This window comes from Steroidobacter agaridevorans, assembly GCF_009932555.1.
In the GTDB taxonomy this organism is placed as follows: Bacteria; Pseudomonadota; Gammaproteobacteria; order Steroidobacterales; family Steroidobacteraceae; genus Steroidobacter; species Steroidobacter agaridevorans.
On the sequence record NZ_BLJO01000009.1, the window covers coordinates 161,206 to 178,552 of the forward strand.

Sequence of the window (17,347 nt, forward strand, 5' to 3'; positions counted from 1 at the left end):
TGAATTCCGGTCCATGGCACTGAAACTCCGCATCATCAGCGATCACTACAAGGCGCTCGGCAAGCGCAGCTCGCGCCTGTTCGGCGTCACCGGCGGGCGGATCGGCCGCGCCGCGGACAACGACTGGATCCTGCCGGACCCCGATCGCTACATCTCCAGCCACCACTGCAAAGTGGAGTTTCGTGCCGGCCAATGGATGCTGGAGGATACCAGCACCAACGGAGTCTTCATCAACGGCTCCGACGTGCCCGCCTCGGTGGAGGGCGCCTATGCGCTCAAAGACGGCGATCGGCTGCGGCTCGGCGACTATGAAATCATTGTCAGCGTCGACGAGCGCCAGGATTTCCCCTCGGATGCCAGCGGCCAGATGCCCGCGCCCGCCCGCGCCTCTTCTGCCTCTTCTGGGGCACGCCGCGGCTCGTCCGCGCCGGAGATGGACCTCGGCGAAGAACTGGACATCACCGACCTGTTGACCGACGCGGCCATCAAGCCGGCCCCTGTGCCCAGCCCCGCGCCCGCCACGGTCAGCGCCGGAAACTCCAGCCCCAGCATGTTCGATCTCAACAAGGCGTTGGGTATTGACCTGCAGCCGACGCGGCCGGGCGTTCCGAACAACAACACGGTGCCCGGCAAACCGACTCGCAGTGGCTTTGCGTCGCTGTTGGATGCGCCCGAGGAAATCGAGCAGCGCACCGTCGTTCCGGGCGGTAAGCCCGACGACTGGCAGATGCAGACCAAGCCGTACGATCGCAAGTCGTTGCAGGCGTTGACCAATCCCGCGTCGCTGGCTCGTCCGGCCGAGAAGCCCGCTGCCGCGCCGGCGCCCGAGCCTCGCGCCGGCCGCCGCGCGACCGATGCGATGCTCGAGCCGGCCAATGGCGTCGAAGCGTTCTGCCGGGGCGCGGGCATCGACCCGGCGTCGATTCCGCTGGAAACCCAGCACGCGCTGCTACAACTCGCCGGTCAGATGACTCGCGAAGTCGTGCTCGGCCTGATGGATGTGCTCAAGGGTCGCGCCGATCAGAAGAATCGTCTGCGCCTCAGCCAGACGACGATTCAGCCGGCCGACAACAATCCGCTGAAATTCTCGGCGAGCGTCGATGAAGCTTTGGTGAAGCTGTTCGACGGCCATAACAACACGCGTTACCTCGGACCGGTGGATGCGATCCGCGATTCGTTCGCCGATCTGCGTACTCATCAACAGTCGTTGTCCGCGGCCATCCAGGCTGCAATCGACGAAGTGATGAATCGCATCGAGCCGGGCGAGCTGCAGGAAAAGTTCGATCGTGGCCTGAAGCGCGGCGCGCTGCTCGGCGCGGCCAACAAGATGAAGTACTGGGAGCTCTACACCGAGTTCTATCACGTACTGAATCAGCGCAACGAGCAGAACCTGCCGACGCTGTTCGCCGAAGAGCTGGCTCGCACGTACGCCGAGAAGGCGCAGCAGAAGAAGCGCTGATCTCTTAAGTCAGCGCCGCGGCGTCAGCATGCTGTTCGGATTGGTCGGTGTGACGACCGTGCTGGTCGCGCTCGTCGCCGTCACCCCTGCCTCGCGTTGTGCCGCCGGGCCCGAGTCGGTCGCCACCCAATCCAGAATATCGATGTAGCCGCGGATGTTCTCCACGAAGCGCACCGGCTCCCAGCCTCTGGCATAACCGCGCTTCACTCGCGAATACCATTTCTCCTGCGTCAGCAGCGGCAAATGCTCGCGCACATCGTTCCATAGATCCGGATTCTTGCCATGCATCTGCGTCAGGATGCGCGCGTCTTCGAGATGACCGACGCCGACGTTATAAGCGGCCAGCGTAAACCAGGTTCGATCCGGCTCGAGGATTCGCTTGGGAATCTGGTCGCGTAACCAGACGAAATATTTGGCGCCACCGAAAATGCTGGCGCGCGGATCCAATCGATCGACGACGTTCAGCGCCCGCGCCGTGTCTTCGGTGAGCATCATCAGACCGCGCACGCCGGTGTGAGAAGTCGCGCTGGGATCCCAATGCGATTCCTGATAGCCGACCGCCGCAAGCAATCGCCAATCGACACCGACATCCGCGGCCGCTTCCTTGAACCAGTGACGGTATTGCGGCAAGCGCGATTCGATGTGTTCCATGAACACGCGCGCCTGGATGTAATCGAAGCGGTCCGTCGCTCCATAATAAGAATCGAGAATGGAAGCGAGCCGGCCTTCGGCCCGCGCCGATGAGAAGAACGCCGTGACGCGCTTGAGCAAGCTCGAATCGCGCGAATCGACGGCCCACGCCAGGGCCTTGCCCCCGGACAAATCGAAGGCGATGCGGATCTCAGGATGGAACGCGCGGCCGATGGCGAACTCGTTCGAATCCGCGACCGTGTAATCGAACTCGCGCCGGGACAATCGATACAACAACTCTTCCGTTTCGACGGCGGGATTCTCGACCCAGGACAGATTCGCGTAATGGACCCGGAGCTGTTCGAGCGTGGCGGCATGCGCAGTGCCAGCAACGACTTCGATGTGTCCGTCGTAGGTTTGATCGAGCCGCCGCGGACGCGGATCGCCTTGACGGAAAATCAGATGCTCGCGCACCTGCTGATAGGGTGGGCCGAAGCCCGTTTGCGGCGGCAAGCGCAGGCCACGCGTCAGACCGGCCGCCGCGATGTGAGCCCGGCGCGATTCGAGCTCGCGCATCGCGTCGGCGACGTTGGGCACGGAGTATATGAAGAGCTTGACGCCCAGCTCGGCGGCAAAGCGCGCGGCCAGATCGAATTCGGGGCCCTGCGGGCCATCCGCGCCGAGGTAATAGGCGCTCGGCAGGTTGCGGGTGACGACGCGCAGCTCGCCACTGCGCAATATCTGCTCCATGACGCTGGGCGGCTGGGAACACGTGCCCAGCAGCAGCATCGCAATGATGGCGAGGGTGATTTTCAACCCCGCTCCTTAATGGCAACCCGCAAGGCCCGGCATTGGACCCGAAAGCGGCCGCCGGGGCAATGTCGTCAGCTGGCTACTGTGAGCGAAGTCCCCCAGCCCTTGCTGAGGGTTTCCCCGCCTGAATCCCGTGGCAGACTCCGCTCATGCAAACACTCAAAGATCTCGCCCAGGCACTGGCCAGCGGCGCCCTCCACGCCCGGCAACTCGTCGATGAAGCGCTCGACCGGATCGCCGATCCGAATGGCGAAGGCGCGCGCGCCTTCATGACCGTCGCTGCGCAAAGCGCCCGAGTCCAGGCCGACGAGATCGACCGCAAGCGAGCGGCCGGCGTTGCGCTGCCTGAGTTCGCCGGCATTCCGATCGCGATCAAAGATCTGTTCGATGTGGCCGGTGAGGTGACACGCGCGGGCTCTCGTATTCTGGCGAGTGAGCCACCGGCGTTGCGCGACGCCCCCGTGATTGCTCGGCTGCGCGCCGCCGGTTTCATATTTATCGGTCGCAATACGATGACCGAGTTTGCGTTCTCCGGCTTGGGACTGAATCCCCATTACGGAACACCCGCCAGTCCCTTCGATCGCGCCACCGGCCGAATTCCAGGCGGCTCTACGTCAGGCGGCGCGGTCGCAGTTGCGGACGGCATGGCGGCGGCGAGCCTGGGCACGGATACCGGCGGCTCGTGTCGAATTCCAGCCGCGTTCTGCGGCATCGTTGGTTTCAAGCCGACGGCGCATCGAGTGCCGCGCGATGGCGTAACACCGCTGGCGCATTCGCTCGATTCCATTGGACCGCTCGCAAACAGTGTTTCGTGCTGTGTGGCGGTCGATGCCCTCGTGAGAGGCGTAACGCCACGGCCGCTCGCTTCTGCTCCCCTTAGTGATATTCGACTGCTGTTGCCAACATCGCTCGTGCTGAACGATCTCGACGAGCACGTGACAAAAGCGTTCGAGCGCGGGGTCGATGAGCTGTCGCGTGCAGGCGTTTCTATTTCACGTCAGCCGCTGCCCGAGCTGCTGCGCATTCCAGAGATCAACTCACGCGGCGGGATCGCGACGGCCGAGGCTTATGCATGGCATCGACCGCTGCTCGAACGATTCCGCGATCAATACGACCCGCGCGTCGCGAACCGGATCCTGAAAGCCGCCGAGTTCACCGATCAGTACGTGCGCGAGATGCACGATGCCCGAGCGGAAGTCATTGCCGGTTTCGAACAAGCCACCGCCGACGTGGATGCGCTGGTGTTGCCGACCACACCGATCATTCCGCCGCCTTTCGCAGCTTTTGCGCACGATGCTGACTATGTTCGGCTGAATGTGCTCGTACTGCGCAATCCATCGCTGGCAAACTTCCTCGATGGCTGTGCGATCTCCTTGCCGATACATCGCCACGGCGAGCCGCCCGTCGGCTTGATGCTGATCGGACGGCGCGGTACCGATGAACGTTTACTCGCAATCGCCCAAGGCATCGAGAGCGCTCTCAACCAGCGGCGACTCTGCTAACTTTGAGCTCAGCACACATACGACAGGGGCGTCGCTATGAGATCGATCAGCTGGACGGCCGCACTTGCAATGATTGCACTGGCCGGTTGCGGTTCCGATGTGCCCTCGCCGCCGCCCGTCGACGCCGCCATTTCCGCTCAGCAGGCTGCGGCCTTCGTAGAAGCAATCAAACCGCGGCGTGAGGGCAGGCCCGTCATCGCCGTCGTTGCCCGCAACGAAGGCACCGAAACCACAGATTTTCTGCTGACTCATGCAGTCTTGCAGCGCGCCGGCATCGCTGACGTGCACGCCGTCGCCGGGCGCGCCGGCCCCGTCTCTTTATATCCAGCGCTGCAAATCGAGATCGCGCAGGATCTGGCGAGCTTCGATCAGGCCTACCCCACCGGCGCTGACTACGTGATCGTGCCGGCCATGAGCGAGCCGGAAATGACCGCCACCCGAGACGGCGCGATCCTGAGCTGGCTGAACAAACAATCGGACCATGGCGCACGCATCATCAGTGTCTGCGCCGGCGCGGTCGTTCTAGGCAAGGCCGGTCTGCTGGATCATCGCCGCTTCACGACGCACTGGTATTTCCTCGATGGATTGCGCGAGAGCCACCCCACCGCGGTGTATGTTCCCCATCAGCGATATGTGATCGACAGCAACATCGGCACTACCACCGGCATCAGTGCTTCGGTGCCCGCCATGCTCTCACTGATCGAAGCGATCGGCGGACGCGAGAAGGCACAGGCGCTCGCGACCGAGTTCGGCGTGGAGTCGTGGACACCCGTGCACGACAGCTCGCTCTTCGGACTCGACTTTTCACGGGGGCTGAGCTTTGTCCTCAACAAGATGGCGTTCTGGCGCGACGATCAGATGCGCGTCGACGTCGTGAACGGCATGGACGACATCACTCTCGCGTTCACCGCCGACGCCTGGTCTCGCACCGGACATATGACTGTGCAAGCCGCCGCGCCGGCGCCGGTGCAACTCCGCAGCGGCATCACTCTGCTTCCCGAGGGCGGCGCTGAAGATGCCGCTCCCCTGCCGCTGACGCCGGATCTGAAGCCGATGGAACAACTCGACCGCACGCTCTGCGAGATCGGCTCGCGCTTCGGCACTTCGCGCCGCGAGTGGGTGATGATCGAGCTGGAATATCCCGGCCAGCCGGAGTGCGAGCCCCAGTAGTGACTGCGTCAATCCATCGTGGCGCGTAACTCGACGAGCGCTCGATCGAATTGATCCACGCGCACGAACCCGAGGCGCGGAAACTCGATGTCCAGAATCAGGTAAATAGACGCACTGACAATGGCGGCGAATGCCAGCACGTGTAGCTTGCTCTGCGAAGCCGCCTTGGCCATCCCAAAGCCGGCCAGCAACGAGCTCACCAGCACCAGCAGGCCCAGCATCAAATAGACCGCCAGCGGCGGATGCTGACGCGTCGCCAGGATTCTGGTCTGCGCGATATCGAACATCTCATTGACGGCGGGCACGACACTTTGCACGAGCGGCAATGCGGTCTCTGCTTGTAACGCCGCGATCAATCTCGTCCAGAGCTCGTTCTGTATCTCATAGCTCTTTTGCACGGCCTGGTTCGTGGCGGCGTCGTCCGACGTGTGCGCGTAACTCGCGATGCGCGCATCGACATAGCGACGCATCAACTCTCTGAGATCGTCGCGAGCGTCCGATTGCAGCAGCTCGAGCCGGAGCCAGGCGGTCCCGATCGCGTTGACCTCTTCGACGACCAGATCGCGCCGATGATCGAACCGTGCCGCCGCGGTCGTGAAGGTGAAAGCCAGCAACAGCCCCATCAAGCCAAATACTGCACCGTCCACGGCGCCGAGCCCGGAGTCGGCATCGACATCGCGCAACCGCTCACGCCCAACGACCCAACCGGCTCGGAGACAGATGAGCGTGCCGAAGAAGAGTCCCAGCGCGAACAGCGCGGATTGCAGGACTAGCATGCGCGCCTGTTACGTCAATCCATCCGGCTGGCCAGCTTCAGACGCTCCATGCCAGAGGGTTGTTGGTGGGCACCGAAGGCAAACGTCACCGATTCGATGGTTCCGGTAAAAGGAAACAGCCCCTTGTCGGCGTACTCGTCGCAGACCGGCGATACACAGTCCATGCCGACATCCATGGTCTCGGTGCCGCATCGCTGCGGCACCTGCTCCTCGATGTGACCCTGCGCCGCCTGCTTGCCGTCGATGGCGAGTGTCACGTTTGCCGGAGCGCCCGGCTGCGGCGATTCGGGCTCGAAGATCACATCGATGGTGTGCTTGCCGGCGGATAGCGGCGCGTCGCTGGCCACGTCGTAGCGCTTCAGGCCGAAGAAGTTATAGTGGAAGCGCACCTTGTTCTCCGACATGAACAGCGACCAGCCGGCCGCGTCGCCGCCCAGCGCGAACAGCACGCCCTCCGCGCCGCCGTCGGCGATCTCGATCGGCACCGTCATTTTGAATGGCACGCCGATCAGCTTCGGGCCGCTGCCTTCCGGCAATCGCGTCATGCCTGGATAGAACGTCACGGTCTGGCGATCCGCGAAGTAACTCGGGCGCAATGTCACATCGAGCCGCTCCGCCATCCGATCGTCGAGCGGCAGCACGTTGTAACGGGCGGCATCGGCCATGAACAGATCCTGGAGCTCGCGGAGTCTGGCGGGCTCCTGCTGCGCCAGATCGACGCCTTGGCTGAAATCCTCCGCAACGTTGTAGAGCTCCCAGGTATCCTCATCGAATCCCGCGGAGCCCGAAGTTTCCCACGGCAGCCGGCCATGGCGGCACGATGCGATCCAACCCTCGCGATACATCGCGCGATTGCCCAGCATCTCGAAGTACTGCTGCGTATGTGTGCTGGGAGCTTGCGCGTTCTTCGGCTCGAACGTGTATGCGAAGCTCACTCCCTCGATGGGCCGTTGCACGTAGCCGTTGACTTCGGTCGGCTCGGCGATGCCCGCGACCTGCAGCAGTGTCGGCATCACATCGATGCAGTGATGAAATTGCGAGCGGATCTTGCCGTGTTCCTTGATGGCGGCGGGCCACGACACGACCATGCCGTTGCGCGTGCCGCCGAAATGCGAAGCCACTTGCTTGGTCCATTGGAACGGCGTGTCCCCCGCCCACGCCCAGCCGACGGCGTAGTGCGGCGATGTGCCGGGCAAGCCCCATCGATCCATGAAGCCGATCGCCTCGTCCATTGAGGGTTGCCGGCCATTCAAGCTCATCAACTCGTTCGGCGTGCCGACCAGCGAGCCTTCGGCGCTCGAGCCGTTGTCGCCCAGAATGTAGATGACCAGTGTGTTGTCCAGCTGACCCAGCGACTCGATGGCATCGATGACCCGGCCTGCTTCGTAGTCGGCGTGCTCGAGGAAATCCGCGTAATTTTCGGCCTGGCGCGCAAACAGCTTGCGATGCTCCTCGGGTTGGCTCTCCCAAGATGGAATCTGCTCCGGACGTGGCGTGAGCCTGGTGCCCGAAGGAATGATGCCGGCCTGCAACTGATTGGCATGCACGATCTCGCGATACTTGTCCCACCCCATGTCGAAGCGGCCGGCATTGCGTCCTCGCCAGTCGAGCGGCGGTTGATGCGGAGCATGTGCGGCGCCCGTGGAGAAATAGGCAAGGAACGGCCGATCCGGCGCGATCGTCTTCTGCGTGCGGATCCAGCCGATGCATTGATCGGCAAGATCGCGCGTGAGCTGGTATCCGTCTTCCGGCTTCTTCGGCGGCTCGATGGGCTCGGTGTTGCGGATCAGCGATGGATAGAACTGATCGGTCTCGCCGCCGATGAAACCGTAGAAGAAGTCGAAGCCCTGATTGGTCGGCCAATTGTCGAAGGGCCCTGCGGGGCTGGTCTGGTTGTCCGGCACGTTGTGATTCTTGCCGAACCACCCGCAGGTGTAACCGCCTTGTTTGAGCAGTTCGGCAAAGGTCGCGCAGCTCTTTGGAATGATGCCGCAGTAGCCGGGATAGCCGGTCGCCATTTCCTGGATCACTCCAGTCGCAACGGAGTGATGGTTGCGGCCGGTCAACATCGCAGCGCGCGTCGGCGAGCACAAGGCCGTCGTATGAAATTGATTGTAGAACAGGCCTCGCTTCGCCAGCTTCTCCGCGGTAGGTGTACGCACGAGACCGCCGCAGACACTCGGCCATCCAAAACCCACGTCGTCCAGCAGCACCAAAAGAACATTCGGCGCATCCTTACGCGCCGCCTTGACCGGCGGGAAATCCGGCTGCGATTCAGTGGCGAACATGCCGATCTGCGCATGCGGAAATTTCCACTCCGGCTCTGGCAGGTGATTGCGGTTGAGATGCAGCGGGAACTTTCCGTTGGAGCCGTTGGACTGGGTCATGACTGGTCACGCTTGAAGGGTTCAAGCGAGTAGATGCTCCGGTCCGCCGCCCGAGCATCGTCGTCACGGGCACGGCGCATGCCTGCATTCCTTAGCTGTGCCCATCGCGCGTATGTGCGCTATCGCACCTCCATTCCAGACTGGCAATTCCACAGCAGGAGTCACCCATGGCATACGCCGGCAGCACGGCCCGCTACACCTTCGAGCGCGGCTTTCCGACGCGCGACACCATGAAACAAGCCTATGACGATGCGGATCTCGAGCGCGCGATCCAGGCTTACAAGTTTTTCTATCCCACCGTCTCGGGCGCCGCCATCGTTCGAGGCAACGAGCAGATCGGCGTCGTCACCAACGAAGTCTTCGGCATTCTCGACTGCGCGCCCGAGCAGTTGGTGTACACGGCGAACTCGGACACGCCCTATGGTCCGTTGCTGCTCGATCTGAGCATCGGCCCGCTGGTCGTCGAGCTGGCGCCCGGACCGTTGATCGTTTGCTCCATGGACGTAAACCAACGCTGGGTCGCGGACATGGGTTTGCCGGGCCCGGACGCCGGCAACGGCGGCAAACATTTGCTGATCGGGCCGGACTACAAGGGCGCGGTGCCCGACAGCGGCTACTACGTGCATCGTGCCAGCAGCAATCGCCAGATCGTCGGCGTGCGCTCGCTGCCGGTCGAAGGCGACGTGAAAGGCGCGAAGGAACGAATCAGGACGATGAAGGTGTATCCGCTGGATCCAAAGACGCCGTGGCAGCAACCGCAATGGCTCGATGTGACCGGCAAGACCCAGGACACCACGCCGCTCGATTGGGAAGACAACATCCAGTTCTGGGAAGTGCTGCACCAGACGCTCGACACCGAGCCCATGTTCGAGGGCTATCACAACGAGTATGGCGAGCTCGCCGCGCTCGGCATCGAAAAAGGCAAGCCGTTCAAGCCCGACGGCCGCATGAAATCGATTCTCGAGGAAGCGGCGCGCACCGCCAACTCGCAGATGCGCGTGCAAGCGTTTGGAGACCGTCGGCCGGACCGCCTGCCGTGGCCGGATCGCAAATGGCAGTGGGTGAGCCTGCGATATGAGGATGGCGACTTCAACACGCATGACCGGCTGGATCTGGAAGCGCGCGAGAAATGGTTTTACCAGGCGATCGGCGCCTCGCCCGCGATGTTTCGACGGGACCCGCAAGCCGGTTCGTTGTATTGGCTCGCTCAGAGCGACCAGACCGGCGCCTATCTCGATGGCGGCAGCACGTACAAGCTGAGTGTGCCGCTGCCGGTGCCGGGCAAGCTGTTCTGGTCGGTGACCGTTTACGATACGGACACCCGCTCGCAGATCCAGACCGAGCAGAAGAAGGCCGCGCTGCGCTCGCTGTTCGAGCTGAAAGACGCTACAGGGAAAAGCGTAGACCTTTATTTCGGTCCGAACGCACCCAGGGGTCAGGAAAAGCACTGGATCAGGACCCTGCCCGGCAAAGGCTGGTTCGCCTACTTCCGCATCTACGGCCCGCAGCAAGCCGCGTTCGACGGCGCCTGGCGCCCGGGCGACTTCGAAAAAGCGGTCTGACAAGTCGACGAATCCGCACAGCTTAGATCGTTCCGGACTGAACACATTCGCGCCACCCTCGGGGCGCGAATTACTGCGCGTGTGGAATCAAATAAGTGCGCGCCAGCTCATGTTTCCGCAGGTCGGTCGCGATTAAGGTACGCGCCTTTCAAAATCCACCTGTGGAGCTGTCATGAAGTCACATTTCATTCTGATTACTGCGATCCTGGCTACGACGGCGGGCTTCGGCGTTTCCAGCAATGCGGTTGCGGATTCGTCTGATGCCCGGACGAGTGCAAAGCTGGGCGATCACCCTGCCGTGGTCGTCGCACGCACTCAGGCCAAGCGCGGCATCGATCCGAATACGTTCATCGTGGCGCATCCGGCCCGCCTGCAGCTGCTCGCGGCATCGCCGACTGCCACCGCTTCGACGCAGACGGCGAGCGCCGGTCGCTAACGGTCTATTCGTTCCGCAGCGCTGTGATGGGCCGCGCTCTCGCCATGAGCAGCGAATGGCCCAGCACGGTCGCGACAGCGACACCGAGGATGAGCACGCAGGCGCCGGCGAACATCCAGGGCTGGAGCTCGATCCGATCTTCGAACCCCTCGAGCCAGCGCCTCATCAGCGGCAAGGCAATCAAGCAGCCGATGACGCCGGCAGCGGCGGCGAGCTTCGTGAACTGCCACAGGATCAAGCGCACGATCGCCGACGTGCCCGCGCCGAAGGCTTTACGAACGCCGATCTCCAGACGTCGTTCTTCCGCCGCCGATGACGCAAGCCCCAGCAAACCGACAATCGCCAGGCTCACCGCGAGCACCGCGAACGCGCTGAAGATCCAGCGCTGCCGGACAATCGAGCGGTGCATGAACTCGATGGACTCACTGAGAAACTGACGATTGATCGGTCTTGGGTCGCCGAGACGCAGCCACAGCTCGTCGATCCGATCGAGCGTCTCCGGCAGATGCTCGCCCTCGAGCCGCACGCACAATAGTTGAGTGCGGGACGGCTCCGCTACGTACACCGTCGAGTACATGGGCTCTGCGAAACGTCCTATGCGGAAATCATCCACCACGCCGATGATTTCCATCGGCGTGCCCGAGCCGGGGAATGGCTCGCGGCCAATGGCCGCTTCGGCGGATTCGAATCCGAACTCGCGGACTGCCGTTGCACTGATGACGACTCGTTTCACCGCGGTCGACTCAGGTGCGGTGATATCGGCGGGTTGATCGGCCCGAAAGAAACGACCGGCCAGCGGCCGAAAGCCAAAGAGCTCGAGAAAGCCCGCATCGATTCGCACCACTTCGAACGACCGCCGCGTCCCGTCCGCCCGTTTCGCGGCCGCATTGTTGGTGACGACGTTGATCGGCGCCGACTGCGAGCACGCCGCGCCTGCGACTCCCGGCAGCGTCCGCAACTCATCGAGGAAAGCCCGCCGGCAGCTTGCATGATGGATGAGCAGCATGTGCTCGCCGTCGAAGCGTTGCGTCTTTTTCAGCAGATGATCGATCTGCTGGCCAGCCACGATGACCGAGACGACCAGCGAGGCGAGCATTGCAAACTGAAAGATCACCAGCGCCTGACGCAGCCCCCGACTCTGCCCGGTGCGACTGCGGCCGCCGTTGAGTATCGACGCCGGATTCAACCTCGACAGCAGCACCGCTGGATAAAAGCCGGACAGCAGCGCGGTAAGGACGGTGATTGCAACGATCGCGGCTATCAGCGTGGGGTTGCGCCAATACTCGAACGTCATCGGCGCATCCAGCAAAGTGCGCGCCACCGGCAGCGCCAGCTCGCACAACGACAACGCAATCAACATGCCGACCGCACTCAGGATCAACGCTTCGCCCATGAATTGGGCAACCAGGGCGCCACGACCGGCGCCCGCGGCTTTGCGCACCCCCACTTCAGTACTGCGATGGATGGATCGCGCGGTGGTGAGGTTGACGAAGTTCATGCACGAGATCAGCAGCACGAGCCCCGCAAGCAAGGGCATCGCATACACCACGGCCTGGCGATCGCGCGAGTAGACCAGTCGGTCGAGCGGAACAGCTCGCAGCTGCACCTTTACTGAGGATCCTTTGAGACTGTAACGGCTCAATCCGGCGTCCAACTGCTCTTTCGTCACCGCCGGTTCGACGTGCAAGAAACTGAAAGTGCTCCATTCGCCGCGCGCCAGGCTCATGGGTGAGTACGCGGCGCTCGCGGCGCCGAACATGCCAACAGCGCCATCTCCGGTGATCCGAGTGTTCGGCGGAAGATCTTCGAGCACCGCCCGCACCACCATCGGATGTTTGCGATCGATCTCGAGCGTCTTGCCTACGGCATCCTCGGTACCGAAATATTTGCGCGCCAGCGTTCGAGTCAACACCACCGAATCCGGCCGGTCGAGCGCGTGCTGCAGATCTCCCGAGTATGCGGGCATCGGTAAGACGCGAAACAGACTGCTGTCGGCCCAGCCGATTTCTTCGAAGCCCTCGACGTCGCCATGTCGCACGACTGGACGCCGTTTCGCGATACGCGCCGTTTCAATCACGCCGTGCACGTTCGCTTCGGCCCAGGACGCAATGTCCAGCGGCGTCGTTTCCAGATCGAGGGGCGCGAGGCCCGGCAACGTATATGACAGCGAAATGCCATAGACCTGCCGATAGCCGGCGATCCAGCGATTGTAGGAATGCAGGTGATCGAGGTAGGCCACTGCAAGAAAGGTGGCCGCGAGCCCCACGGCAATACACGCGACGCTCACCATGGCATAGAAGCGATTGCGCTTCAGATTGCGCAGCGCCGCCGCCAGGAAGTTACGAAGCATGCGGACGACCTACGCAGCCAGTAGTGTCTCGCTCACCACCCGACCGTCGAGAAACTTGATCGTTCGCCTTGCATGAGCGGCATGCGCGAGCGAGTGCGTAACCATCACCACGGTCGTGCCGGCCTGGTTGATCTCGCCGAGCATAGTCATCACTTCAGCGCCATTCTCCGTATCGAGATTGCCGGTGGGCTCGTCGGCGAGAATCAACTTCGGATTGGCAACCAGAGCGCGTGCAATCGCCACTCGCTGCTGCTGACCTCCGGAAAGCTGGTGTGGCAGGTGCCTCGCGCGATGACTCAGCCCCACACGATCCAGCGCAGCGGCGATTCGCTTGACGCGCTCGCCGCGGCTCATGCCCTGATACAGCAAGGACACTTCGACATTCTCGGTGACGTTCAGATCGTCGATGAGGTTGAAGCTTTGAAACACGAAGCCGATGCCGCTGCGGCGGCGCTGCGTCAGCTGCTTCTCGGAGTGGCGCGCCACTTCCTCGCCGAAGAATCGATACGAACCGCTGGTGGGACTGTCGAGCAGACCCAGAATATTCAATAGCGATGATTTGCCGCAGCCCGACGGCCCCATGATGGCGACGAACTCGCCGGCCTGGATCTCCAGCGACACGTCGCTCAAGGCGCGCGTTTCCACTTCATCCGTACGATACGTCTTGCAAACGTTGTCCAGTTTCAGCATGCCCACTCCCGTTGCGTCGACATCTAATGCACCAGCTCGATGCGATCGATGCGCGCGAAACCGCTGTAATTCGAAGTGATGACCTGTTCGCCGGGAACCAGGCCGCTCAGGATTTCAATCTGCTCGGCGTTGCGCCTGCCGGTTTTGATCCGTCGCCGCTGCGCCTCGCCGCGCCCGGTGTCGAGCACGAAGACCCAATCGCCCCCGGTCTCCGCGAGGAAGGCGCCGGCAGGCAACACCAATGCGGGCGTGTCATTGCCAAGCGCCAGTTTGCCTTGCAACCCCTGCCCGGCGAGCAAGCCATGCGGCGGCTCGCCTTCGAACGCCAATTCAACCTTGAACGTCCCCTCCGTCACCTGCGGCAGGACGCGCTTCACTCGGACAGTCACCTGCTGCTCATCGAAATCGATCGTGCCCGTCTGATCGACGCGCAGCCGGCCCAGATAATACTCATCGATATCGGCCGAGAGTTTGTAGCCGGTGTCCGGTGTGATTTCGCCCAAGCGGGCCCCACGCGCCGGATTCTCGCCGACCTTCAAATCGATCGCCGTCATGAGGCCGTCCACCGGCGCGCGCACCGTGAGCTGATCCAGTTTGTGCCGGGTGATCTCGATATCCTGCTGCAACTTGCTCAGTTGCGCAGCGATCTGCGGCACCTGTTGCACGCGCAATCGATTCTGCTGCTCGTTGCTACGGGCCTGCAGCGGGCGCAGCTTGCGCATGAAGTCGAGCTCATCGCTCACCGTATCGCTGGCCTCCCGTGGCAGCATGCCGCTCTCCGTCAATGCTTGTCGCCGTTCCAGTGCTCGCGTCAGCCTGGCGATATCGTAATCGATCGATGCCAGCGCCTTGTCGTTGCTCAGCCGGTTCTGTTCCAGCTGCGTCTGATACGCCTGCAGCTGCGTGATCGATTCCACCAGCCGTGCCTCGCGATCGAGCACATCCAGCTCGAGCTGCGTATTGGTCAACTCCACCAATGGCTGCCCGGCCGTCACGACATCTCCCGGCTCCACCAGCACGCGCTCGACACGCCCGCCCTCCAACGCGTCCAGATAGACCACGTCACGCGGCACGACCTTGCTTCGTAGCGGTACGAAATCGCGAAACATATCCTGCGTTACCGTCGAGATCTCCACGTTGATCGCCGGCAACCGCAGAGTCCGCTGCGCGCCGCCGAACCACGCGCTCAGCACGAAAGCCGTCAGCACACCGGCCGCGGGAATCGCGATGAACCGCAAGGTCCTCGGTTTGCGCCACCAAGGCCGCACGATCGCAATGTCCATCGCCGCCGTCATTCCAACCTCCGCGCGGCCAGTGTACGAGAGGCGCACACTAGTACAAACATTCGGCTGAACAATGGTTTGTGTAGCTTTCTCGCGGCTCTGGCCGGCCCGGGTGTCCGGATTCGGACAACCGCGGGCGGCTTGTCGAGGCCGCCTGCGTCGGACTACGCTTCGTGCATGAACAACGATGGCGTCGTACTGATCGTCGAGGACGATGTGGATGTATTGCGAGCCGCACGGCTCGCTTTGCAGCCCCATGTGCAACGTATCGACACCGCCACGTCTGCCGGCGGGCTGCGTGACACATTGGCTGCCACGCCCTACGACGCCGTTCTGCTCGATATGAATTTCACTCGAGGCGCGCGCAATGGCGCTGAGGGACTGGATGCATTGGCGATCGTTCGGGAAGTCGATCCGACGCTGGCGATCGTGCTGATGACAGCCTACGGCGGCGTGGCGCTCGCCGTCGATTCGCTCAAACGCGGGGCCGCCGATTTCGTCCTCAAGCCCTGGCGCAACGAAGCCCTGGTCGAAGCGGTGCTCGGCGCGATGGAGCTCACCCGCTCCCGGCGTGGCAGCGAAGCGCGGGATCTCGAAACCATCGAACGGCAGGCGATCGAGAAGGCGTTGGCTCGACATGCCGGCAATATTTCTCTCACAGCCTCGGCGCTGGGCCTGAGCCGTCCCGCGCTGTATCGACGCATGTCGAAGCATGGACTATAGAGCGCAGCGCTCGATCGGGTTCGCTTTCGGCCTGGCGGCTCGCGCGATCGCTATCGGCGGGCTGACCTGGTTCGCCGCCGTTCTGTTGCTGCACACACAGCTCTACGCGACCCTGGCGATCGTCATCGCCCTGCTGCTATTGATCGGCTTCGAGTTCGTGCGCGCGGTGAAACGAAGTGCTGATGCGCCCGCCGGCATTTCCTCCGAGAGCAGCGACAGCCATGCACAGCACCGGCGGGTCGAATATTTGCAGACACTGCTCGATACCGTCGCCGCGGCATTGATCATCGTCGATTCGAACGGCGGCATCCGGCGATTGAATCGCGCGGCCCACAGCCTGCTTCGGGGAACCGCCACCCACCTGCGCGACATTGCGGAGTTCGACGCCGCTGCCGTGCATACGTTGCTGTCGCTCGTGCCTGGGGCACGACAGATCGTGCAGTTCACCGACGGCCGGCATCTGTTGTGTACGGCTGCGCAATTCTCGGCGCCGGGCTACGCGCCAGAGCGGCTGATTTCTCTGCAGCGAGTCGCGGGCGAACTCGATGCGGTCGAAGTGAAGGCGTGGCAAGACATGGCGCGCGTCATTGCCCACGAGATGATGAACTCGCTGACGCCTATCGCCTCGCTCTCGGAAAGTCTCGAGACACAGCTTCGAGATCGAACCTCGGCTGGAACGAGCGATGTGGCGAAATCGATCGAGGCGATCCGACGCCGCAGTCTGGGCTTGATGAGCTTCATCGAGCGCTATCGACGCGTCGCCGACCTGCCGCCGCCCGTGATTCAACCTATCTCCGCCGCCACCTTGATCGACGACATCCGCAAGCTGGTGAACGCCGAGGTCGAGCGGCACAACATTCGATTGCTCACCCGAGTGACGCCGCCCGACGCCACCTTCCCGGCCGATGCCGCCTTGCTGGAACACTCCCTCCTCAACTTGTTGCAAAACGCTTTGGAAGCGACCGAACACACGAGCGATGCGCAAGTGCTGCTCGAGTGCACAGTGGAAGCCAGCCAGGTCACCCTCACCGTCAGCGACAATGGCCTCGGCCTGCCCGAGCACGAGCGCGACCGGATCCTGCTGCCCTTCTATTCCACGAAGCCCGAGGGCTCGGGCATCGGCCTGGCCCTGGTTCGCCAAGTGGCGCTGGCGCACCAGGGCAGGTTGGAGATACGTAGCAACGAGCCTCGCGGGGCGGTGGTCTCCATCGTGCTGCCGGTGCCGTCGAGCTAAAAGAAAAAGCCGCTGCGACAAGGCCGCAGCGGCGCAGGTTCCAACTCTCGCAGGAGATGGGTTGGAAATTCTTCGATATGGGTTACTGGAACGAATACCTCAGGCCCACGCTGAAAGCGCGGCCGATCGCGCCCTGCTGGTGGAACACGGGGTTGTAGTTCAAGCCGCCATACGTGTACGGGTCGAACGGCGGTTTCTCATCGAGCAGATTCTTGACGCTCGCGTTGAACTCCCACGCCTTGCCGTACAGGTAAGTGGCGCGCAGATCGACGCTCGTGAACGAATCGACTTTGCAGTTGTTGAGGACCGTACCGTCGGGGTTGTAGACGCCG

14 protein-coding genes are annotated in these 17,347 nt (G+C 62.8%); 7 read left to right on the forward strand and 7 right to left on the reverse strand.

What is annotated here, in order from left to right; all coding sequences use genetic code 11:
• Positions 1-13: 13 nt before the first annotated feature.
• Positions 14-1,459 carry a type VI secretion system-associated FHA domain protein TagH gene (tagH, locus tag GYH35_RS28605; RefSeq protein WP_161830217.1) on the forward strand — a complete coding sequence of 482 codons (1,446 nt, stop codon included), beginning with the start codon at positions 14-16 and terminating at the stop codon, positions 1,457-1,459.
• A 9-nt stretch (positions 1,460-1,468) separates the two neighbouring features.
• Here the strand turns inward: tagH and mltF are convergent, their stop codons facing one another.
• Positions 1,469-2,905: a membrane-bound lytic murein transglycosylase MltF gene (mltF, locus tag GYH35_RS28610; protein ID WP_161811451.1), complete on the reverse strand. Its 1,437-nt coding sequence runs from the start codon at positions 2,903-2,905 to the stop codon at positions 1,469-1,471.
• Positions 2,906-3,051: 146 nt separating this feature from the next.
• Between mltF and GYH35_RS28615 the strand changes: the two genes are divergently transcribed.
• Positions 3,052-4,404: an amidase gene (locus GYH35_RS28615; protein ID WP_161811450.1), complete on the forward strand. Its 1,353-nt coding sequence runs from the start codon at positions 3,052-3,054 to the stop codon at positions 4,402-4,404.
• A gap of 36 nt (positions 4,405-4,440) precedes the next feature.
• The gene (locus tag GYH35_RS28620; protein WP_161830218.1) at positions 4,441-5,574 is read left to right on the forward strand and encodes a DJ-1/PfpI family protein; all 1,134 of its coding nucleotides are present in this window, start codon (positions 4,441-4,443) and stop codon (positions 5,572-5,574) included.
• Positions 5,575-5,582: 8 nt separating this feature from the next.
• On the opposite strand, the gene GYH35_RS28625 is transcribed toward GYH35_RS28620, so the two are convergent.
• Both GYH35_RS28625 and GYH35_RS28630 read right to left on the reverse strand, forming a co-directional pair.
• Complete coding sequence (locus GYH35_RS28625; protein ID WP_161811448.1) at positions 5,583-6,350, reverse strand: bestrophin-like domain; 768 nt, start codon at positions 6,348-6,350, stop codon at positions 5,583-5,585.
• A 14-nt stretch (positions 6,351-6,364) separates the two neighbouring features.
• Entirely contained in the window at positions 6,365-8,737 is a 2,373-nt protein-coding gene (locus GYH35_RS28630) for an arylsulfatase (RefSeq protein ID WP_161830219.1), read from the reverse strand.
• 167 nt (positions 8,738-8,904) lie between these two features.
• Between GYH35_RS28630 and GYH35_RS28635 the strand changes: the two genes are divergently transcribed.
• Positions 8,905-10,299: a DUF1254 domain-containing protein gene (locus GYH35_RS28635; protein ID WP_161811447.1), complete on the forward strand. Its 1,395-nt coding sequence runs from the start codon at positions 8,905-8,907 to the stop codon at positions 10,297-10,299.
• 172 nt (positions 10,300-10,471) lie between these two features.
• Positions 10,472-10,735 (forward strand): hypothetical protein, encoded by a 264-nt coding sequence (locus GYH35_RS28640; protein ID WP_161811446.1) that lies wholly within the window; start codon positions 10,472-10,474, stop codon positions 10,733-10,735.
• Between the two features lie 4 nt (positions 10,736-10,739).
• Here GYH35_RS28640 and GYH35_RS28645 read toward each other — a convergent pair whose 3' ends face one another.
• Genes GYH35_RS28645 through GYH35_RS28655 form a run of 3 tightly spaced genes read right to left on the reverse strand, consistent with a single transcriptional unit; the run spans position 10,740 to position 15,070 of the window.
• The gene (locus GYH35_RS28645; RefSeq protein WP_161830220.1) at positions 10,740-13,085 is read right to left on the reverse strand and encodes an FtsX-like permease family protein; all 2,346 of its coding nucleotides are present in this window, start codon (positions 13,083-13,085) and stop codon (positions 10,740-10,742) included.
• 9 nt (positions 13,086-13,094) lie between these two features.
• A complete protein-coding gene (locus tag GYH35_RS28650; protein ID WP_161811444.1) occupies positions 13,095-13,775 on the reverse strand; it encodes an ABC transporter ATP-binding protein in 681 nt (226 codons plus the stop codon).
• A gap of 23 nt (positions 13,776-13,798) precedes the next feature.
• Positions 13,799-15,070 (reverse strand): efflux RND transporter periplasmic adaptor subunit, encoded by a 1,272-nt coding sequence (locus GYH35_RS28655; protein WP_161830221.1) that lies wholly within the window; start codon positions 15,068-15,070, stop codon positions 13,799-13,801.
• A gap of 165 nt (positions 15,071-15,235) precedes the next feature.
• Here GYH35_RS28655 and GYH35_RS28660 point away from each other — a divergent pair, with 165 nt between their 5' ends.
• A complete protein-coding gene (locus tag GYH35_RS28660; protein ID WP_161811442.1) occupies positions 15,236-15,781 on the forward strand; it encodes a response regulator in 546 nt (181 codons plus the stop codon).
• Positions 15,771-17,015, forward strand: coding sequence for a sensor histidine kinase (locus tag GYH35_RS28665; protein WP_161830222.1), 1,245 nt, complete (start codon positions 15,771-15,773; stop codon positions 17,013-17,015). The genes GYH35_RS28660 and GYH35_RS28665 overlap by 11 nt, the downstream gene beginning before the upstream one ends.
• Before the next feature lie 82 nt (positions 17,016-17,097).
• Here GYH35_RS28665 and GYH35_RS28670 read toward each other — a convergent pair.
• A partial coding sequence (locus GYH35_RS28670) for a TonB-dependent receptor (protein ID WP_161830223.1) occupies positions 17,098-17,347 on the reverse strand: 250 nt, incomplete at its 5' end.

Bases quoted from the DNA above. Each gene is read 5' to 3' on its own strand.
- GYH35_RS28660 (WP_161811442.1), top strand. From the start codon at position 15,236: ATGAACAACGATGGCGTCGTACTGATCGTCGAGGACGATGTGGATGTA.
- GYH35_RS28625 (WP_161811448.1), bottom strand. From the start codon at position 6,350: ATGCTAGTCCTGCAATCCGCGCTGTTCGCGCTGGGACTCTTCTTCGGC.
- GYH35_RS28630 (WP_161830219.1), bottom strand. From the start codon at position 8,737: ATGACCCAGTCCAACGGCTCCAACGGAAAGTTCCCGCTGCATCTCAAC.
- GYH35_RS28665 (WP_161830222.1), top strand. From the start codon at position 15,771: ATGGACTATAGAGCGCAGCGCTCGATCGGGTTCGCTTTCGGCCTGGCG.
- tagH (WP_161830217.1), top strand. From the start codon at position 14: ATGGCACTGAAACTCCGCATCATCAGCGATCACTACAAGGCGCTCGGC.
- GYH35_RS28635 (WP_161811447.1), top strand. From the start codon at position 8,905: ATGGCATACGCCGGCAGCACGGCCCGCTACACCTTCGAGCGCGGCTTT.
- GYH35_RS28655 (WP_161830221.1), bottom strand. From the start codon at position 15,070: ATGACGGCGGCGATGGACATTGCGATCGTGCGGCCTTGGTGGCGCAAA.
- GYH35_RS28650 (WP_161811444.1), bottom strand. From the start codon at position 13,775: ATGCTGAAACTGGACAACGTTTGCAAGACGTATCGTACGGATGAAGTG.
- GYH35_RS28645 (WP_161830220.1), bottom strand. From the start codon at position 13,085: ATGCTTCGTAACTTCCTGGCGGCGGCGCTGCGCAATCTGAAGCGCAAT.
- GYH35_RS28640 (WP_161811446.1), top strand. From the start codon at position 10,472: ATGAAGTCACATTTCATTCTGATTACTGCGATCCTGGCTACGACGGCG.
- GYH35_RS28615 (WP_161811450.1), top strand. From the start codon at position 3,052: ATGCAAACACTCAAAGATCTCGCCCAGGCACTGGCCAGCGGCGCCCTC.
- GYH35_RS28620 (WP_161830218.1), top strand. From the start codon at position 4,441: ATGAGATCGATCAGCTGGACGGCCGCACTTGCAATGATTGCACTGGCC.